At 65.8% G+C, this 17,831-nt stretch carries 14 protein-coding genes; 4 read left to right on the top strand and 10 right to left on the bottom strand.

Annotated elements, in window-relative coordinates; genetic code table 11:
* Positions 1–9: 9 nt before the first annotated feature.
* Together ACWV14_RS14365 and ACWV14_RS14360 are read right to left on the bottom strand one after the other, a co-directional pair.
* Positions 10–2,097 (bottom strand): ATP-dependent DNA helicase, encoded by a 2,088-nt coding sequence (locus ACWV14_RS14365; RefSeq protein WP_454909211.1) that lies wholly within the window; start codon positions 2,095–2,097, stop codon positions 10–12.
* Positions 2,094–2,297: a YdcH family protein gene (locus ACWV14_RS14360; RefSeq protein WP_422086280.1), complete on the bottom strand. Its 204-nt coding sequence runs from the start codon at positions 2,295–2,297 to the stop codon at positions 2,094–2,096. The genes ACWV14_RS14365 and ACWV14_RS14360 overlap by 4 nt, the downstream gene beginning before the upstream one ends.
* Before the next feature lie 106 nt (positions 2,298–2,403).
* Here ACWV14_RS14360 and ACWV14_RS14355 point away from each other — a divergent pair, with 106 nt between their 5' ends.
* Positions 2,404–3,174 (top strand): PP2C family protein-serine/threonine phosphatase, encoded by a 771-nt coding sequence (locus ACWV14_RS14355; RefSeq protein ID WP_454909210.1) that lies wholly within the window; start codon positions 2,404–2,406, stop codon positions 3,172–3,174.
* A 29-nt stretch (positions 3,175–3,203) separates the two neighbouring features.
* Here ACWV14_RS14355 and ACWV14_RS14350 read toward each other — a convergent pair whose 3' ends face one another.
* The 8 genes from ACWV14_RS14350 to ACWV14_RS14315 all read right to left on the bottom strand — a co-directional run bounded on the left by ACWV14_RS14350 (position 3,204) and on the right by ACWV14_RS14315 (position 14,279).
* Entirely contained in the window at positions 3,204–3,881 is a 678-nt protein-coding gene (locus ACWV14_RS14350; RefSeq protein WP_454909209.1) for a hypothetical protein, read from the bottom strand.
* Positions 3,878–4,978: a cell division protein ZapE gene (zapE, locus tag ACWV14_RS14345; RefSeq protein WP_422086277.1), complete on the bottom strand. Its 1,101-nt coding sequence runs from the start codon at positions 4,976–4,978 to the stop codon at positions 3,878–3,880. The genes ACWV14_RS14350 and zapE overlap by 4 nt, the downstream gene beginning before the upstream one ends.
* A gap of 4 nt (positions 4,979–4,982) precedes the next feature.
* The gene (gene lpdA, locus ACWV14_RS14340) at positions 4,983–6,410 is read right to left on the bottom strand and encodes a dihydrolipoyl dehydrogenase (protein ID WP_422086276.1); all 1,428 of its coding nucleotides are present in this window, start codon (positions 6,408–6,410) and stop codon (positions 4,983–4,985) included.
* A gap of 145 nt (positions 6,411–6,555) precedes the next feature.
* Entirely contained in the window at positions 6,556–7,821 is a 1,266-nt protein-coding gene (gene odhB, locus ACWV14_RS14335; RefSeq protein WP_454909208.1) for a 2-oxoglutarate dehydrogenase complex dihydrolipoyllysine-residue succinyltransferase, read from the bottom strand.
* A 54-nt stretch (positions 7,822–7,875) separates the two neighbouring features.
* Positions 7,876–10,752 carry a 2-oxoglutarate dehydrogenase E1 component gene (locus tag ACWV14_RS14330; RefSeq protein WP_454909207.1) on the bottom strand — a complete coding sequence of 959 codons (2,877 nt, stop codon included), beginning with the start codon at positions 10,750–10,752 and terminating at the stop codon, positions 7,876–7,878.
* Between the two features lie 178 nt (positions 10,753–10,930).
* Positions 10,931–12,865, bottom strand: a complete 1,935-nt coding sequence (locus ACWV14_RS14325) for a propionate--CoA ligase (RefSeq protein ID WP_454909632.1) — start codon at positions 12,863–12,865, stop codon at positions 10,931–10,933.
* Positions 12,866–12,988: 123 nt separating this feature from the next.
* The gene (locus ACWV14_RS14320; RefSeq protein WP_422086272.1) at positions 12,989–13,594 is read right to left on the bottom strand and encodes an isochorismatase family protein; all 606 of its coding nucleotides are present in this window, start codon (positions 13,592–13,594) and stop codon (positions 12,989–12,991) included.
* Positions 13,595–13,628: 34 nt separating this feature from the next.
* Positions 13,629–14,279 (bottom strand): TetR/AcrR family transcriptional regulator, encoded by a 651-nt coding sequence (locus ACWV14_RS14315; protein ID WP_454909206.1) that lies wholly within the window; start codon positions 14,277–14,279, stop codon positions 13,629–13,631.
* Positions 14,280–14,375: 96 nt separating this feature from the next.
* On the opposite strand from ACWV14_RS14315, the gene ACWV14_RS14310 reads away from it, so the two are divergent.
* From ACWV14_RS14310 to ACWV14_RS14300, 3 genes are all read left to right on the top strand, one after another.
* A complete protein-coding gene (locus ACWV14_RS14310) occupies positions 14,376–15,998 on the top strand; it encodes a 4-hydroxyphenylacetate 3-hydroxylase family protein (protein WP_454909205.1) in 1,623 nt (540 codons plus the stop codon).
* A gap of 10 nt (positions 15,999–16,008) precedes the next feature.
* Entirely contained in the window at positions 16,009–16,803 is a 795-nt protein-coding gene (locus tag ACWV14_RS14305) for an alpha/beta fold hydrolase (protein ID WP_454909204.1), read from the top strand.
* 384 nt (positions 16,804–17,187) lie between these two features.
* A complete protein-coding gene (locus ACWV14_RS14300) occupies positions 17,188–17,763 on the top strand; it encodes a C40 family peptidase (protein WP_237674678.1) in 576 nt (191 codons plus the stop codon).
* The last annotated feature ends 68 nt before the right edge of the window (positions 17,764–17,831 follow it).

Genomic DNA, 17,831 nt, shown 5'->3' with positions numbered 1-17,831 from the left:
GCGCTCCGGCTAGCTCCTGAGCGCGTCCAGCGCGGCGTCGAAATCCGCTTCGTTTTCGAGCCGCCGCATCGGCGGAAGCGCCGCCAGCAGGCGGCGGCCATAACCCATGGCAACCAGGCGGGTGTCGCAGATCGCCAGCACGCCGCTGTCGGTTTCCCGCCGAATCAACCGCCCCGCACCCTGCTTGAGCGCCACGGCCGCTTCGGGCAAAGAGTAATCCGCGAACGAACTGCGCCCCTGCGCCTCGAGACGCTGCGAGCGTGCCTCGACCAGGGGGTCGTTGGGCGGCGGGAACGGCAGCTTGTCGATCACCACCAGTTGCAGCGCATCGCCCGGCGCATCGAAGCCCTCCCAGAACGAAGCCGACGCCACCAGCACGCAGCCCGCACGCCCAGAACTCGCGCCCTCGCGGAAGCGATCCATCAGCACTCGCTTGGGCAGTTCACCCTGCACCAATACCTCGGGACGAGCTTCGGTCTCCAGCAGTTCGAACTGCTGCTTGATGGCGTCGCCAATGGTGCGCAAGGCGCGCAGCGTGGTCGTCAGCACCAGGGTGCGGCCGCCGAGTTCGGTAGCGCCGTGCGCAGCCAGCTGGGCGACACGTTGGCTGTGCGCGGGATCGTTGGGCTTGGGGAACGCGCGAGGCACGTACAACGCCGCCTGCGAGGCATAGTCGAACGGGCTCTGCACCCGCAGCACTTCGGCATCGTGCAGGCCGCAGGGCTCGGTGAACCAGCGCAGCGTGGGCTCGTCGCCCAACGTGGCCGAGGTGAAGACCCAGGCTCGGCCGCTGTCTTCGTGCACCGGCGCCTCGCGGGCGGGCCGCTCGCCGTAGGCATCGAGTTCGTCGCCGTCTTCCGCGTCGCCGCCTTCATCGGTATCCGACTCATCGGCAATCTTGAGCACGCGCTTGCGCATCGCATCGGCGATGTCGAGCGGCGACTCGATCAGCCGCAGTTGCGAGCCGACATCGACCCAGCGCACCGAGTCGACCTCGCAAGGCAGCGCGAAGCGCGCAGTGCGCTTAGCGAGCTGGCGTGCCCGCTCGTGCAGCCGCACGAAGTCGGGCGAAATCTCGCTGACGGTGGCCAGCCCTTCGGCGGCCAATTCGAACGAGTGCTGAAGGTCATCGAGCGCATGCTGCCAGGCGTCGGGGTCGATGCCTTCCGGCGAAGGGCCCAGCCACCGCAGCTTGGCGCCCGGCCACTGTTTGCCGACCACAAGCCGCAGCTCGCGCGCGGCACGCTCGACGCCGGACACCAGTTGCTGCCAGTCGACCAGGCCACGCGCATGCTGAAGGCCCGAGCCCAGCATGTCGCGCGCGAAATCCAGCGCCTGTCCGCTGCCGAGCTGCGCGCCCAGGAACTGCACACCGGTTTCATTGAGCTGGTGCGCCTCGTCGAACACGACGACGCTCACCGTCGGCAGCAATTCCGCCATGCCGGTCTCGCGCACCGCGAGGTCGGCAAAGAACAGGTGATGGTTGATGACGACGATGTCGGCGGCAAGCGCCTCGCGCCGCGCCAGGTTGACGTGGCAGGCCTTGAACTGCGGGCACTGTGCGCCCAGGCAGTTCTCGCGGGTGGAAGTGATGAGCGGGATCAGCGGCGAACGCTCGTCCAGCCCCGGCAGCTCGGCCAGGTCACCGGTGCGAGTTGCCTTGGACCATTGCTCGATCTTGGCGAGCGTGCGCAGGCTGCCGCGCTCGGGCAGCGAGGCGTCATGGCGTGCGGTGTCCAGGCGATGCAGGCAGAGGTAGCTGGCACGCCCCTTGAGCAGCGCAGTGCGCACAGGCAGCCCGAAGGCCTCGACCAGCCGAGGCAGGTCGCGGCCGAACAGCTGGTCCTGCAGGGTCTTGGTGGCAGTGGACAGCAGCACGCGCTCGCCGCTCAGCAAGGCCGGCACGAGGTACGAGAAGGTCTTGCCCACCCCGGTACCAGCCTCGACCACGAGCACGCCGCCCTGGTCGATGGTGCGGGCCACGGCCATGGCCATCTCGGTCTGGCCCGAGCGTTCGCGGAACTGTTCGGCGGCACGCGACAGCGCGCCGTCTTGCGCGAATGCGTCGCGCACCTTGTCTTCGAGCGCGCCCGTCACGCCGGCTCTTTCGGGTCGAGCACGTTTTCGAGGCGCGTGATCTGGTCGCGCAATGCGAGGCGGCGCTTTTTGAGGCGCCGCAGCAGCAGCTCGTCTTGCGGCGAGCCTTCGGCCAGCCGGTCGATGGTGGCATCGAGATCGGCATGCTCGATACGCAGCTCGATCAGCTGCCGGGAAAGGGAATGAAGATTGGAGTCCAACGGTGGGGAGCGAACGCAGAGTTGGCGCGTCGCATGTTCATTCGATAATACGTCCTGACACGAATCCCCGAGAAGACAGAACCACGCGCTTTGGCGCACATGCCTCATGACTCAAGGCTTTCGACTAGCAGCGGCCACCGGACTCCACAAGGGAGACCGCCCGTACCAACAGGACCAGGTCTTGATGATGAGTCACCCGCGGGTGCCCGGCTGCGTGCTGGGTGTCGTTGCGGACGGCATGGGCGGGCGCAGCGGCGGGCGCAAGGCGTCCGACCAGGTGATGATGACCGCACGCCAGCTCTTCGCGCGCTACGCGCCGGGCCGCGACGACCCCGAAGTCCTGCTGAGGCAGATGCTGGAAGACTCGCACACGGTCATCAAGCTCACCGCCGTTTCCAGCGAACAGGAGCCCCACAGCACGCTGGCGGCCTTCCTGCTGAATCCCAAGGGCGAATGCGCCTGGATCCATGCCGGCGACTCGCGCATCTATCACTTCCACGACGGACAGCTCGTCAAGCGCACGCGCGACCATTCGTACGTGCAGGCGCTGATCGACCGCGGCCAGATCAGCGAGGCAGAAGCCAATACCCATCCACAGGGCAACATCCTGCTGGGCTGCCTCGGCATGACCACGACGCCGCCTCCCATCGATCCGCACTACATTCCGAAGATGCAGTCCGGCGACCTGCTGATGGCATGCAGCGACGGGCTCTGGCACTACTTCACGCCCGAGGAAATGGCGAGCGTGCTGTACGCGCAACCACCGCGCGACGCGGTCGAAATCCTGGTGGGTGAAGCACGACGCCGGGCGCGCGGCACCGGCGACAACATCTCCATTGCGGTCTTGAAGCTCGACGCGCTGCCGGCAACCGCCTGAGCGCGCCCTTCGCAGCGGCAGTGCCCGAATCAGGGTGCGGCCGGAGCCGGAGCGTTCGGCGCGGGAGGTGGCGGCGGCAGCGGCGCGCCGCGTGGCTTGTCGCGCGACGCATTCTGACGCTCGACGCTGGCCTTGTGCTCGGCCGCCCTCTTCTGCTTGTCTTCGAAGCGCTGGACGTTCGTCGGCGCGTCGGCACGAAGCTTGGCCGCCTTGGCCTGCTCGTCGGCATGCGCCTGCTGCTTCGACTGGAATGCGCGCTCGCGCTCGGCGTCGCCGGCGGCAGTAGAGGCTCGGCTGGCCGCATGGTCGGCCGCGCGCTGCTCGCGGTCTTTCTGGTTCTGGATCGACTGTTCCTGCTTCTCTTTGGTGTCTTGCTCGCGCTGCGTGGCGGCCTTCTGGTCGAGCTTTTGCAGCTCGGCCGCACCGCTGCGCTGGCGCTGGATGTCGTTGATCGCGGTTTCCTGGCGCTTGATGCTGTCGGACTGGACCCGGCGCCGGGTTCGGCTTTCGCTCAAGCAGTCTTCGACCGCGAATTTCTTGTAGCAGGCGGTCCGCTCTTCCAGGAAGCGCTTTTCCATGGCCTCGCGCTCGGACGAGAGCCTGCGCTTCTCGGCTTCGAGATCGACGGTACCCGAGGCGGCATTGGACTGCGCCCACAACGGCAGGCTGGCCAACGACATCAACAGGACAAGAGCGAATTTTTTCATGTGAGTCGGGTGTCGACGATGCGGCGTTCCAGGGAAAGAAACTCGCTCGACTGCATTTCAGTGAGCCGGGAGACCGTGCGCGGGAATTCGTGCGACAGCGGACCCTCGGTGTACAACGCCTCGGGCGGAACCTCAGCCGACATGATGAGCTTGCAGCGCCGGTCGTACAAGACGTCGACGAGCCAGGTGAAACGGCGTGCTTCCGAAGCCATGCGCACGGGCATGTGCGGCACGTCGGACAGCAGTACCGTGTGGAACTGGCTCGCGATCTCCAGGTAGTCGTTCTGGGAGCGCGGGCCGCCGCACAGCGTCTTGAAGTCGAACCAGACCACGCCGCCGGCCTTGCGCCGCGCGCGGATCTCGCGCGACTCGATGTGCAGCACCGGGTTTTCGTCGGCCACCTCGGCCAGCTTGTCGAAGGCCTTGCGCATTTCCTTCTCGGCCGCCGCGTCGTTGGGCGTGAGGTACATGCGCAGTTGCTCCAGCGTGCGGCGCCGGTAGTCGGTGCCGTTGTCGACGCTGAGCACCTCGAGCTTCTCGTTCAGGAGCGCGATGGCAGGCAGGATGCGGTCGCGATGCAACCCGCCGGGATAAAGATCGTCGGGCTTGAAGTTCGAGGTGGTGACGAAGCCCACGCCGTTCTCGAACAGCGACACCAGCAGCCGATGAAGAATCATCGCGTCGGTGATGTCCGCCACATGGAACTCGTCGAAACAGATCAGCTTGTAGCGCCTGGAAATGCGCAAGCCCAGTTCGTCGAGCGGATTGACCGTACCTTGCAGCTCGCGCAGTTCGCGGTGCACTTCGCGCATGAACTCGTGGAAGTGCAGGCGTGTCTTGCGCCGCAGCGGCACGGCGTTGAAGAAGAGGTCCATCAGGAAGCTCTTGCCCCGCCCGACGCCACCGTACATGTAGACGCCGCGCGGAAGCTCCGGCCGGTTGATGAACTTCTTCAGCGCATTCGAACGCTGGGCCTTGTACTCGGCCCATTCGTTGGCGCAGCGATCCAGCGCCTCCACGGCGCGCAGTTGCGCGGGATCGCTGTGGAACCCGCGCGCAGCGAGTTCCGCCTCGTAGGCCTGTTTGACGCTGGTCAAGAGATCAGAAGTTCAGCGTGCGCTTGTCGACAGCCAGCGCGGCTTCCTTCGTGGCTTCCGACAGCGACGGGTGCGCATGGCAGATGCGCGCGATGTCTTCCGCGCTCGCCTTGAACTCCATCGCCACGACGGCTTCGGAGATCAGCTCGCTGGCCTGCGGGCCCACGATGTGCACGCCCAGGATCTCGTCGGTCGCGGCGTCGGCCAGGAACTTGACCATGCCGGTCGTGTCGCCCAGTGCGCGCGCGCGGCCGTTCGCGAGGAACGGGAAGGTGCCGGCCTTGTAGGCGCGGCCTGCGGCCTTGAGCTGCTGCTCGGTCTGGCCGACCCACGCGATCTCGGGGCTCGTGTAGATCACCCACGGCACGGTGTTGAAGTTGACGTGGCCGTGCTGGCCCGCAATGCGCTCCGCCACGGCAACGCCTTCTTCCTCGGCCTTGTGCGCCAGCATCGGGCCGCGCACCACGTCGCCGATGGCCCAGACGTTGGGCAGGTTGGTCTTGCAGTCGTCGTCCACGGCGATGGCGCCGCGCTCGTCGAGCTTCAGGCCCACGGCTTCGGCGTTCAGGCCGATGGTGTTGGGCACGCGGCCGATCGACACGATCAGCTTGTCGACTTCCAGCGTCTGGGCTTCGCCCTTGGCATTGGTCCAGGCAACGCTCACGCCCTTCTTCGACGACTTGATCTCGCCGACCTTCACGCCGAGCTCGATCTTGAGCTTCTGCTTGTCGAAGGCCTTCTTGGCTTCCTTGGCGATCTGTTCGTCCACTGCGCCGAGGAAAGTCGGCAGCGCTTCGAGCACCGTGACTTCCGCGCCGAGGCGACGCCACACCGAGCCCATTTCGAGGCCGATGACGCCCGAGCCGATCAGGCCCAGCTTCTTGGGCACCGCGCCGATGCGCAGCGCACCGTCGTTCGAGAGGATGTTCTCCTCGTCGAACGGCGCGCCCGGCAGCGCACGGGCGTTGGAGCCCGTGGCAATGACGATGTGCTTGCCGCTGATCGACTCTTCGGCGGCGCCAGCCACCTTGAGTTCGTAGCCGGTTTCATCCGTCTTCACGAACGAGGCACGACCGTGGAAGAACGTGATCTTGTTCTTCTTGAACAGGTACAGGATGCCGTCGTTGTTCTGCTTCACGACCTGGTCCTTGCGGGCCAGCATCTTGTCGATGTCCAGGCCCAGGCCTTCGACCTTGATGCCGTGGTCGGCAAAGTGGTGGCCGGCCTGCTCGAAGTGCTCCGACGATTGCAGCAGCGCCTTCGAGGGGATGCAGCCGACGTTGGTGCAGGTGCCGCCCGGTGCAGGGCCGCCCTTGCCGTTCTTCCACTCGTCGACGCAGGCCACGTTGAAGCCGAGTTGCGCCGCGCGAATGGCGGCGATGTAGCCGCCGGGGCCGCCACCGATGACGACGACGTCGAATTGTTTGCTCATTGGGTTTCCGTTTCAGTTGTCCATCGCGCTGCGTGAATCAGGGTTCCTTCGCGAACACCGCGGAACCGGCTTTGCCGGGCCGCAGGTGTTGCCCCCGCGAGGGGGCTGGCGAAGCGACACGAAGTGCGCGAAGACTGGGGGTGGATCAGATATCGAACAGCAGGCGCGACGGGTCTTCGAGCGCTTCCTTCATGGCGACCAGGCCCAGCACGGCTTCGCGGCCGTCGATGATGCGGTGGTCATAGCTCATGGCGAGGTAGTTCATCGGACGGATGACGATCTGGCCGTTTTCCACCACGGCGCGGTCCTTGGTGGCGTGCACGCCCAGGATGGCCGACTGGGGCGGGTTGATGATCGGGGTCGAGAGCATCGAGCCGAAGGTGCCGCCGTTCGAGATGGAGAACGTGCCGCCGGTCATGTCTTCGATGCCCAGCTTGCCGTCTTGCGCCTTCTTGCCGAACTCGGCGATCTTCTTCTCGATGTCGGCGAAGCTCATCTGGTCGGCATTGCGCAGGATCGGCACCACCAGGCCGCGCGGCGAACCGACGGCGATGCCGATGTCGAAGTAGCCGTGGTACAGGATGTCGTTGCCGTCGACCGAGGCGTTGATCACCGGGTACTTCTTCAGCGCGTGCACGGCGGCCTTCACGAAGAAGGACATGAAGCCGAGCTTCACGCCGTGTTCCTTGGTGAAGCTGTCCTGGAAGCGCTTGCGCAGTTCCATGACCGGCGCCATGTTGACTTCGTTGAAGGTCGTCAGGATGGCGTTGGTCGATTGCGACTGCAGCAGGCGCTCGGCGATGCGGGCGCGCAGGCGGCTCATCGGCACGCGCTGTTCCGGACGCTCGCCCAGGTCGGGCGCGCTGGTGGGCGCTACGACTTGCGGCAGCGCGGGCTTGGCGGCCGGCGTGGCGACGGTGGCGGCAGGTGCAGCGGGCTTGGCGCCCGAAGCGACGGCGCCGAGCACGTCACCCTTGGTGACGCGGCCGTCCTTGCCGGTGCCGGCGACGTCGCTGGTCTTCAGGTTGTTGTCGGCCAGCAGCTTGGCGGCGGCGGGCATGGCCACGTCGGCCTTCGAGCCACCGGTGGCGGCGACTGCGGCGGCTGCCGGGGCAGGCGCAGCAGCCGCGGGGGCGGCAGCGGCAGCCGGGGCGGCGGCCGAAGCCTTGCCTTCGGTGTCGATCTTGGCGATCAGCTGCTCGGCCACCACGGTGGCGCCGTCGGGCTGCACGATTTCGGCCAGCACGCCAGCCGATGGCGCGGGCACTTCCAGCACGACCTTGTCGGTCTCGATCTCGATCAGGATTTCATCGACGGCGACGGCTTCGCCGGCCTTCTTCTTCCAGGTGAGCATGGTGGCCTCGGCCACGGATTCGGAAAGCTGGGGGACTTTGACTTCTACGATAGACATGTGGAGTGAGCTCCGTTTTGTTCTTTAGGGTGTTCGTGTGAAAAGGGACAGGTATTACTTGGTCAGCACGAAGCCCTTGAGCTTGGCGAACGCGCCGTCGACCAGCGCCTTCTGCTGTTCCTGGTGCAGGTGCGAGTAGCCCACCGCCGGCGACGCCGATGCGGCACGGCCGGAGTAGCCGAGCTTCTGGCCGTCCTGCATGTTTTCGTGGATGTAGTGCTGCACGAAGAACCAGGCGCCCTGGTTCTGCGGCTCGTCCTGGCACCAGACCACGTCGACGAGGTTCGGATACTTCTTGATCTCGGCGGCAAACGCCTTGTGCGGGAACGGATAGAGCTGCTCGACGCGGATGATCGCCACGTCTTCGCTGCCCAGTTCCTCGCGCTTCTTGGCCAGGTCGTAGTAGACCTTGCCCGAGCAGGCGATCAGGCGCTTGACCTTCTCGGCCTTCAGGCCCTTGCTGTCGGGAATGACGGTCTGGAAGCTGCCCTTGGTGAATTCGGCCAGCGGCGAGGTCGCGTCCTTGTTGCGCAGCAGCGACTTGGGCGTGAGGATGATCAGCGGCTTGCGCAGGTTGCGCACCATCTGGCGGCGCAGCACGTGGAAGATCTGGCTGGCCGTGGTGGGTTGCACCACCTGCATGTTGGTGTCCGCGCTCAGCTGCATGAAGCGCTCCAGGCGTGCCGAGCTGTGCTCGGGGCCCTGGCCTTCGTAGCCGTGCGGCAGCATCATGGTCAGGCCGTTGACGCGGCCCCACTTCACTTCGCCCGAGGCGATGAACTGGTCGATCACCACTTGCGCGCCGTTCACGAAGTCGCCGAACTGGGCTTCCCAGATGACGAGCGTGTTCGGGTCGTTCGAGGCGTAGCCGTATTCGAACGCGAGCACGGCTTCTTCCGACAGGATCGAGTCGATCACGACGAACGGAGCCTGGTTGTCGGCCACGTTCTGCAGCGGCGTGTAGGTGCCGGTGTCGAACTTCTCGCGGTTCTGGTCGTGCAGCACGGCGTGGCGGTGCGTGAACGTGCCGCGGCCGGAGTCTTCACCCGACAGGCGCACCGGGTAGCCGCTGGCCACCAGCGAGGCGAAGGCCATGTGCTCGCCCATGCCCCAGTCGATGTTGACGTCGCCGCGGCCCATGGCTGCGCGGTCGTCCAGCACCTTCTTCACGAGCGGGTGCACCGTGAAGCCTTGCGGCACGGCCGTGATCTTCTCGGCCAGGCGCTTCCACTCGGTGGACGGAATGGCGGTGTCGCCGGCATCGGTCCACTTCTTGTTGAGGTACGGGCTCCAGTCGACGGCGTACTTGCTCTTGAAGTTGGTGAGCACGGGGTCGACGGTGTTCTTGCCTTCGTCGAAGGCCGCGCGCTGCGCCTTGACCATGTCGTCGCCGAGCGTGTCGCCCAGGCCTTGAGCGGCCAGTTTGTCGGCGTACAGCTTGCGCGTGCCGGGGTGCTGGGCGATCTTCTTGTACATCAGCGGCTGGGTGAGCGAAGGGGTGTCCTGCTCGTTGTGGCCCAGCTTGCGGAAGCAGATGATGTCCACGACCACGTCCTTCTGGAATTCCATGCGGAAGTCCAGGGCGATCTGGGTGGCGAGCACCACGGCTTCGGGATCGTCGCCGTTCACGTGCAGCACGGGCGCCTCGATCATCTTGACGATGTCCGAGCAGTACAGCGTCGAGCGGCTGTCGCGCGGGTCGCTGGTGGTGAAGCCGATCTGGTTGTTGATGACGAAATGCACCGTACCGCCGGTGGAGTAGCCACGGGTTTCGGCCAGCGCCAGCGTTTCCATCACGACGCCCTGGCCTGCGAAGGCGGCGTCGCCGTGCACGATCACGGGCAGCACCTGCTTGCCCAGCGGGTCGCCGCGGCGGTCCATGCGGGCACGCACCGAGCCTTCGACCACGGGGTTCACGATTTCAAGGTGCGAGGGGTTGAACGCGAGGCTCAGGTGCACCGGGCCGCCGGGGGTGGTCACGTCCGAGCTGAAGCCCTGGTGGTACTTGACGTCGCCGCTGGGCAGCTCTTCGGGGGCGGTGTGGTCGAACTCGGCGAACAGGTCGGCCGGCATCTTGCCGAGCGAGTTGACCAGCACGTTCAGGCGGCCGCGGTGGGCCATGCCGATCACGATTTCCTGCACGCCCTTGACGCCGGCCTGGTTGATCAGCTCGTCCATCGCGACGATGAAGCTTTCGCCGCCTTCGAGCGAGAAACGCTTCTGGCCGACGTACTTGGTGTGCAGGAAGCGCTCGAGGCCTTCGGCGGCCGTCAGGCGGCTCAGCACGTGCTTCTTCTGCTCGGCGCTCAGCTTGGGGTTGGTGCGGGCGCTTTCGAGCCGCTGCTGCCACCAGCGCTTGTGGTTCTGGTCGGTGGTGTACATGTACTCGGCGCCCATCGTGCCGCAGTACGTTTCGCGCAAGGCGTTGAGCAGGTCGCGCAGCGACATGGTCTCCTTGCCGAAGAAGGTGTTGCTGGTGTTGAACACCGTCTCGAGGTCGGCATCGGTGAAACCGTAGAACGAGGGCTCGAGTTCAGGAATGGCGGGACGCTCGGCGCGCTTGAGCGGATCGAGGTCGGCCCAGCGGGCGCCGACGTTGCGGTAGGCGGCAATCAGCTGCTGGACGGAGGTGCGCTTGCGGCCGAGTTCGGAATCGGCGCCGCTGGCCTGCACGACCTTGGTCGTGCCCTGCTTCGCGCGTTCGGCGAAGGCGTTGATGACCGGCAGGTGCGGGACGTCGCGGGTGTTGGTGCCGTCGGCGGCGGGAACGTTCTGCAACGCGTCGAAATACGAACGCCAGTTGTCGGGCACGCTGCCGGGGTTGGAGAGGTAGTTTTCATACATCTCTTCGACATAGGGGGCATTGCCGCCGAAGAGGTATGTGTTGCCTTGATAGGCGGTGTACGCCGATGGCGTCGATGAATCGCTCATGATCCGCTGACCTTCGCTTCCCTGAAGGAAGCACTAGCTGGTTAAGAAACCTTCCGCGACACGGCTGAACCGGTTGGCGGATGCGACTGTGGCTGGGGAAGGGCCTGAGTACCTTGGCATTGTGCCACGTCAACCATATGACGGCTCAAAGGGAGCCTGCAACCCCCTTGGAGATAACTCAGGGCGAAGAAAGTAACTGTTTGATCTGCTGCAGCGTGGCGGGGTCGTCGATGGTGGTCAGGTCGCCCGGGTCGCGTTGCTCGCAGACGGCCTGGATGGCGCGGCGCAGCAATTTGCCGCTGCGCGTCTTGGGCAGTCCGCTCACGAAGCGCACGCGAGCGGGGCGGGCCAGCGCTCCGAGCTGGTCGGCCACCAGCTTCATGATCTCGCCCTCGAGCCTGAGCGCCAGGTCGGCATCGGCCACGGCCTTTCCGTCCTTCGGAACGACGAAAGCCATCGCAACCTGGCCCTTGAGCGCATCGGCCACGCCGACCACCGCCACTTCCGCGACGTTGGCATGGCCCGAAATGCTCTCCTCGATCTCGCGCGTGCCGAGGCGGTGGCCCGCCACGTTGATCACGTCGTCGGTGCGCCCGAGGATGTAGAAATAGCCATCCTCGTCGCGAATGCCCCAGTCGAAGGTCGAATAGACCATCTTGCCGGGAACGCTTTTCCAGTAGGTGTTGACGAAGCGCGCGTCGTCCTTCCACACGGTCTGCATGAAACCGGGCGGAGTCGGCCCCTCGACCACGACCACGCCCTTCTCGTTGGCACCGGTCAGCTCCTCGCCGGTCGACTCGTGCAGGATCTTGATGCGGTAGCCGTACATCGGCACGCCCGGGCTGCCGAACTTGCTGGCCTTGGCCTCGACGCCGTTGGCAATGGTGATCATCGGCCAGCCCGATTCGGTCTGCCAGTAGTTGTCGATGATCGGCACACCCAGGCCCTCGCTGATCCAGCGCGCAGTGGGCTCGTCGAGCGGCTCGCCGGCCAGGAACAGCGCGCGCAGGCTCGACAGGTCGTACTTCTTCAGCAGGGCCGGGTCCTGCTTCTTGAGCACTCGCACAGCGGTGGGCGCGCTGAACATCACCGTCACCTTGTATTTCTCGACGAGGCGCCACCAGATGCCGCCGTCGGGCTGGCGGTCGATGCCCTGCGTGGGCAGGCCCTCGTACACGATGGTCGCCATGCCCGCGATCAGCGGGCCGTAGACGATGTAGCTGTGGCCCACCACCCAGCCGATGTCGCTGGTCGAGAAGTAGGTTTCGCCGGGCCGGCCGTCGAAGATGTGCTTCATGCTCGCGGCCAGCGCCACCGCGTAGCCGCCCACGTCGCGTTGCACGCCCTTGGGCTTGCCGGTGGTCCCGCTCGTGTAGATGGTGTAGCTGATGTCGGTCGAGGCGAGCCAGGTGCAGGGCACCTCGGCATCGATGTGCTTCTGGCGCAGGTCGGCGGCGAGGTGGTCGCGCCCTGGTGTCAGGTCCATGGGAGCCAGGCCGCGGTCGGTGAGCAGCACGGCCGAGGGCTTGTGCTTCGACAGGCGGATCGCCTCGTCGAGCAGCGGCTTGTACGCGATGACCTTGCCGCCGCGCGAGCCGGCATCGGCACTCACGACCACCTTGGGCTCGGCATCTTCGATGCGCGTGGCCAGCGAAACGCTCGCGAAGCCGCCGAACACCACGCAGTGGATAGCGCCGATGCGTGCGCAGGCCAGCATCGCGAACGCGGCCTCGGGAATCATCGGCATGTAGATGAGCACCCGGTCGCCCTTGCCGACACCGAGTTCGACAAGGCTAGCGGCGGTGCGCTGCACTTCGGCGTGCAGCTCGTCGAAGCTGTAGCTCTTTTCGACGCCGGTTTCAGTGGAAACGAAGATCAGCGCGGGCTGGCTGCCGCGCTCGGCCAGATGCCGGTCGACGGCGTTGTGGCACAGGTTGGTGGTGCCGCCCACGAACCAGCGCGCGAACGGCGGCTGGCTGGCGTCGAGGATCTGCTGCGCCGGGGTATGCCAGTCGATCAGTTGGGCCTGCTCGGCCCAGAAGGCCTCGGGCGCATCCACGGACTGGCGATGGAACTCTTCAAAGCGGCTCATCTGGATTTGTCTCCGTTTTATGTTTTCGTTTCGGCTGTCACGCCAAAACTGAATTCATAATTATGGAGACCGATCTTGCAGCAAGCTGACGACCGGGACAATCCGGCCGAGCCCCACTCCCGCAGCCGCGCCGGGCTATAGGGCTTAACGGATCAGGGCCTGCAGGTCGCGGAACGCCGGGTGCTCGGCGGTGCGCAGCCACTCGAAGCCGACCATCTCGGTCGTCACCAGCTCGGCGCCGGCACCGGCCAGCCGGTCGAACGCGGCGTCGCGGTTGCGCTCGGTGCGCGAGCTGCAGGCGTCGGTGACGACCCAGACTTCGAACTCGTCTTCCAGCAGGTCGAGCGCGGTCTGCAGCAGGCAGACGTGCGCTTCGCAGCCGGCGATCACGATGGTGTTGCGCTCTTCGGGCGCGGCCTGCGGCTTCTGCAGATGCTTCGGCAGGCTCCGGGCATTGCCTTGCGGGGCGGCCTTGGCCGGCGCGCGCAGCCACTCGCCCAGGCCCTCTTCCACGCCGCTGAAGTGCATCTTCGCCAGCGTCTTCTTGCACAGCGCACGGATGTCCGGCAGGTTCTCGCCCAGCTTGGACGGGTTCTGCTCAGTACCCCAGACAGGCACGTCGACCCATTTCGCCATCTGGCCGAGGCGCACGGCATTCTTCGCAACGGCCTCGTTTTCGAAGACCGCCGGCATCAGCCGTGCCTGGTAGTCGACCAGCACGAGTTGGGATTGCGAAGCGTCGAGCAGCATGAACAGATTCTTTCTTGTAGAGGTTTAGGTTGGGCTAAACCGTACCACCGAAAAGACCGGGTTTGGCCGCCCGGGCGGCAACGCGCTGCACGAGCTGCGCCACGTAGGCCTTGAACAGCGCGTCGGCCGACTGCCTGAACATGCGGATGCGCCCCGTGTGCTGCATCAGCAGCAGGCCCACTCCGTGCGCGAACAGGGAGGTGTTCTCCCGCAGGGCGCCCTCCGCGTCGAGGCCCATGGCCTGCAGCGCTTCTTCGCAGGGGCGCAGGGCTTGATGCAGATGGTCGTTGAGTTCGTGGTCGAGCTCGCTGGTCAGGCCGCGCGGGCGCATGCCCTGCACCAGATAGAAGCCGAGGTCTAGCTCGCGCGGGTTCGCGGCGTAGAAGTCGAACCAGGCCTGGGCTTTGGCGGCCAGCGTCTTGTCAGGGCGGCCTTCGGACTCGGGCGCATCTGCGACGGCTGTCTGCAGACGTTGGATCGATTCGTCGAGCAACGCGCCGTAGATCGCTTCCTTGCTCTCGAAATAGGAGTAGATGGCGCCCGGCGTGTAGCCGGCCCTGCGCGCGATTTCGCGAATGCTCGCGCCCTCGATGCCGGCCTCCAGGAACACGGCGCGGGCGGCGTCGAGCACCAGTGCGCGGCGAGCGTCTGTGAGCGCCTGGCGGCGTTGGAGCTTGGCATGCATGGGCGGGACTATACAAAATTTCGAGCATTGATCAAAAAATTAAACAGTGTTCAAATTTTGCCCGGAAGCTCAGAAAACCCATGGAGACAAGAAACGATGAACGCCCCGCTCCCCACCGCCACGCTGATGTCCGGCGCCGACTACCGCGAATCGCTGCGCCGCTACCGCCCCACCGTCTTCGTGGATGGCCGCCGCGTAGACAGCGTGGCCGACGAGCCCGCCTTCCAGCCCGGTATCAATGCCATCGCCCTTACCTACGACTACGCGCTGCGCAAGGAATACGAGCCGCTGATGACGGCGGTGCAGCACACCAGCGGCAAGCGCGTGAACCGGCTGTCGCACATCAACACCGGCTCCGGCGACCTGCTCAACAAGCTGGAGGCGGTGCGGCTGGTCTGCCAGGAAACCGGCTGCGCCCAGCGCTACCTGACGCATGACGCGCTCAACGCCATCGCTCAGGTGTCGGCCCGCATCGACGACGCGCGCGGCAGCACCGAGCACACCGCACGCTTCCACGAGTACCTGCACCGCGTGCAGGACCAGGACCTGACGCTGGGCGTCGCCATGACCGACGCCAAGGGCGACCGCAGCCGCCGGCCGCACGAACAGGCCAACGTCGACAGCTACCTGCACGTGGTGGAGCGCAATGCGCGCGGCATCGTCATTTCGGGCACCAAGGCCATCGTGACGGGAGCGCCCTATGTGCATGAACTGCTGGTCATGCCCTGCCGCAACATGGGCAAGGAAGACGCCGACTTCGCCGTCTGCTGCGCCGTGCCGCTGGACGCGCCGGGGCTCACCATCGTCGCCCGCCCCGCTGGGCGCCCCGGGGAAAAGCTCGAGCATGGCGACGCCCTCTTCAGCCGCAAGTACGGCCAGAGCACCGGCGTATGCATGTTCGACAAGGTCTTCGTGCCCTGGGAGCGCGTGTTCTACGCCGGGGAATGGGAGCATTCCGGCCACCTGACCTACAGCTACGCCACGCACCACCGCCACAGCTGCATCGGCGCGCGGGCGGGCTTCGGCGACCTGCTGATCGGCGCCGGCGCGCTCATGTGCGAGGCCAACGGCTTCGACCCGGGCAAGGAAAGCCACCTGCGCGAGCAGATGGTCGAGCTCATCACCATCACCGAAAGTTTCTTCGCCTGCGGCGTGGCGGCCAGCGTCTACGGCAAGGCCGACGAGCACTGCGAAGTCTTCATGCCCGACCCGGTGTTCAGCAACATCGGCAAGCTGCTGCTGGCCACGAAGATCTACGACATGCACCGCATCGCCCACTACGTGAGCGGCGGGCTCATCGTCACCCTGCCCGGCCCCGACGAAGACCACAACCCCGAGACCGCCGCCCGACTGGCGGACGTGCTGCGCGCCAATCCGGCCATCCCCTACGAGCAGCGCATCGAGACCGCCCGCTTCATCGAAGACCTGACGGCCGGCTACCAGGGCGGCTGGTACAGCGTGATCAGCCTGCACGGCGGCGGCTCGCCGGCGGCCATGAAGCAGGAAATCTGGCGCAACTACCCGGTCGGCTCCAAGGTCGAACTGGTGGAGCGGATCCTCGAGCGCGGCATCGCGGCCGATGGATCGCCCGCCGCCGCGCCGCACGACCCGGGACGCGCCATCACCCGCAACCGCCAGCCCGGCAAATGCTGCGACACCGGCTGCACCACGCCAGGGCAACCGGTGATGGTCGACCTGCCGGCGTCTCGCCACGCCTAAACTGCGGCGCATGAAGCTTCTGTCGACACGTCTTTGCCTTGCAGCCCTGGGAATCGGAGCGGCCCTGCTGGTCGCGGCCTGCGGCGGCATACGCAAGGCCACCGTGCCGATGGCGACCACACTCGAGAAAAGCAATTGCGCACGGAACGTCGACACGCTGCTGGTCATGCTGCCCGGCGCCTATTCCACCCCCGACGAATTCACGCGCGAGGGCTTCGTCGATGCCGTGCGCGACGCCCGGCTCGCCGCGGACGTGATGCTGGTCGACGCACACCTGGGCTACTACCACAACAAGAGCATCCTCGAACGCCTGAGCGCCGACGTGATGGTGCCGGCACGCCAGCATGGCTACCGCCATATCTGGATCGTCGGCATCTCGGTCGGCGGATTCGGCGGCCTGCTGTATGCGCAGACCCATCCCGGCGAACTCTCCGGCGTGGTGACGCTCGCGCCCTACCTCGGCGAACGCGCGCAGAGCACCGACATTGCCAACGCCGGCGGACTCGCGCAATGGCGCGGCCCGCTGACGGATCCGGGGGAAGGCATTCCCCGCGCGCCGAACGAAACACAGCTCTGGCAATGGTTGCGCGGCTACGTGGGCTTCACGCAGACTGCGGCGCCGCGCCCACCGCTCTACCTGGGCTACGGCGTGGACGACCGTTTCGCCTTCAGCCACCGGCTGCTTGCGGCGGCCCTGCCCGCGGAACGCGTCTTCACCACCGAAGGCGGCCACGACTGGCCCGAATGGAAGCGCCTGTGGCAACGCATGCTGCCGACGCTGCCGCTGCCAGGGTGCCCCGGCTGACAGCCGCGCTTTAGCCAAACAGCAGGCGCAGCAGCCAGTGACCGTCTCGCAGCGCATCTGCGCGACAGCACGGCAAAAGCCCAGCCCAATGACGGCGAAAAAATTTCAAGAAGACGCATCGGCGCACTAGCCCGCAAGTTCATATCTTTTCCTGTCGGATGACATCATCTTGGCGGGATATGGCGACCGGAATCAGCTTTCCCTGCTGTCCAGCTCGGCAACGAAGGCCCGTTTCATGACAACCACTTATGGACCATAAACGTTCACCGTTACATTTTTTCTTTGGCCGAATCGAAAAAATCCATGTAGATCAATGGTTTACGATGGCAATCGCTAATTCTGATTAAATTGACATAACCGCGCGTCATCAATATCCTACGCGCCATGCGTTTTTTCGTCCTACCCGCGTCCCTCCTGCTTGCCGTCGCTGCCCACGCAGCCCCTCAACAGGACCGATCTGACGACGAGATGGCCCGCATGCTTGCAGACAAAGGCCTGATCGGCCAGCTGCAGCAGGTGCGTCAAACAGTCTCCGAACGAACCTCCGACCTCGTGGTCACTGCCATCGGCTTCCTCGGCGTGCCCTATCGCCGTGGCGGCAACACGGCGGAAGCAGGCTTCGATTGCAGCGGCTTCGTTCGTGCCATGTACAACCAGACGGTGGGCCACATGCTCCCCCGTCGCGCCGAAGAGCAGGCCGCCGCCACCGAGAAGATCGACCGCGAGCAGCTCAAGCCCGGCGACCTCGTGTTCTTCAACACCATGCGCCGCGCCTTCAGCCATGTCGGCATCTACGTCGGCGAAGGCAAGTTCATCCACTCGCCGCGCTCCGGCGCCCAGGTTCGCGTGGAAGACATGAACGGCAGCTACTGGCAGCGCCGCTTCGATGGTGCCCGCCGCGTGCTGGCCGGCCCCACGGATGAAGTGAAGGCGGCAGCCGTCGCACACAGCGGCAACTGAGCCCAGCCCTGGGAATCCAGGACGAAAAAAATCCCGCCGCGGCGGGATTTTTTTATGGGCGCTCGACA

Source organism: Variovorax durovernensis (genome assembly GCF_977011995.1).
Note: the sequence above shows the minus strand (reverse complement) of the source record. Positions and strands in the feature narration are given on the sequence as shown.

Bases quoted from the DNA above. Each gene is read 5' to 3' on its own strand.
- ACWV14_RS14355 (WP_454909210.1), top strand. From the start codon at position 2,404: ATGACTCAAGGCTTTCGACTAGCAGCGGCCACCGGACTCCACAAGGGA.
- ACWV14_RS14350 (WP_454909209.1), bottom strand. From the start codon at position 3,881: ATGAAAAAATTCGCTCTTGTCCTGTTGATGTCGTTGGCCAGCCTGCCG.
- lpdA (WP_422086276.1), bottom strand. From the start codon at position 6,410: ATGAGCAAACAATTCGACGTCGTCGTCATCGGTGGCGGCCCCGGCGGC.
- odhB (WP_454909208.1), bottom strand. From the start codon at position 7,821: ATGTCTATCGTAGAAGTCAAAGTCCCCCAGCTTTCCGAATCCGTGGCC.
- ACWV14_RS14330 (WP_454909207.1), bottom strand. From the start codon at position 10,752: ATGAGCGATTCATCGACGCCATCGGCGTACACCGCCTATCAAGGCAAC.
- ACWV14_RS14320 (WP_422086272.1), bottom strand. From the start codon at position 13,594: ATGCTGCTCGACGCTTCGCAATCCCAACTCGTGCTGGTCGACTACCAG.
- ACWV14_RS14315 (WP_454909206.1), bottom strand. From the start codon at position 14,279: ATGCATGCCAAGCTCCAACGCCGCCAGGCGCTCACAGACGCTCGCCGC.
- ACWV14_RS14310 (WP_454909205.1), top strand. From the start codon at position 14,376: ATGAACGCCCCGCTCCCCACCGCCACGCTGATGTCCGGCGCCGACTAC.
- ACWV14_RS14305 (WP_454909204.1), top strand. From the start codon at position 16,009: ATGAAGCTTCTGTCGACACGTCTTTGCCTTGCAGCCCTGGGAATCGGA.
- ACWV14_RS14300 (WP_237674678.1), top strand. From the start codon at position 17,188: ATGCGTTTTTTCGTCCTACCCGCGTCCCTCCTGCTTGCCGTCGCTGCC.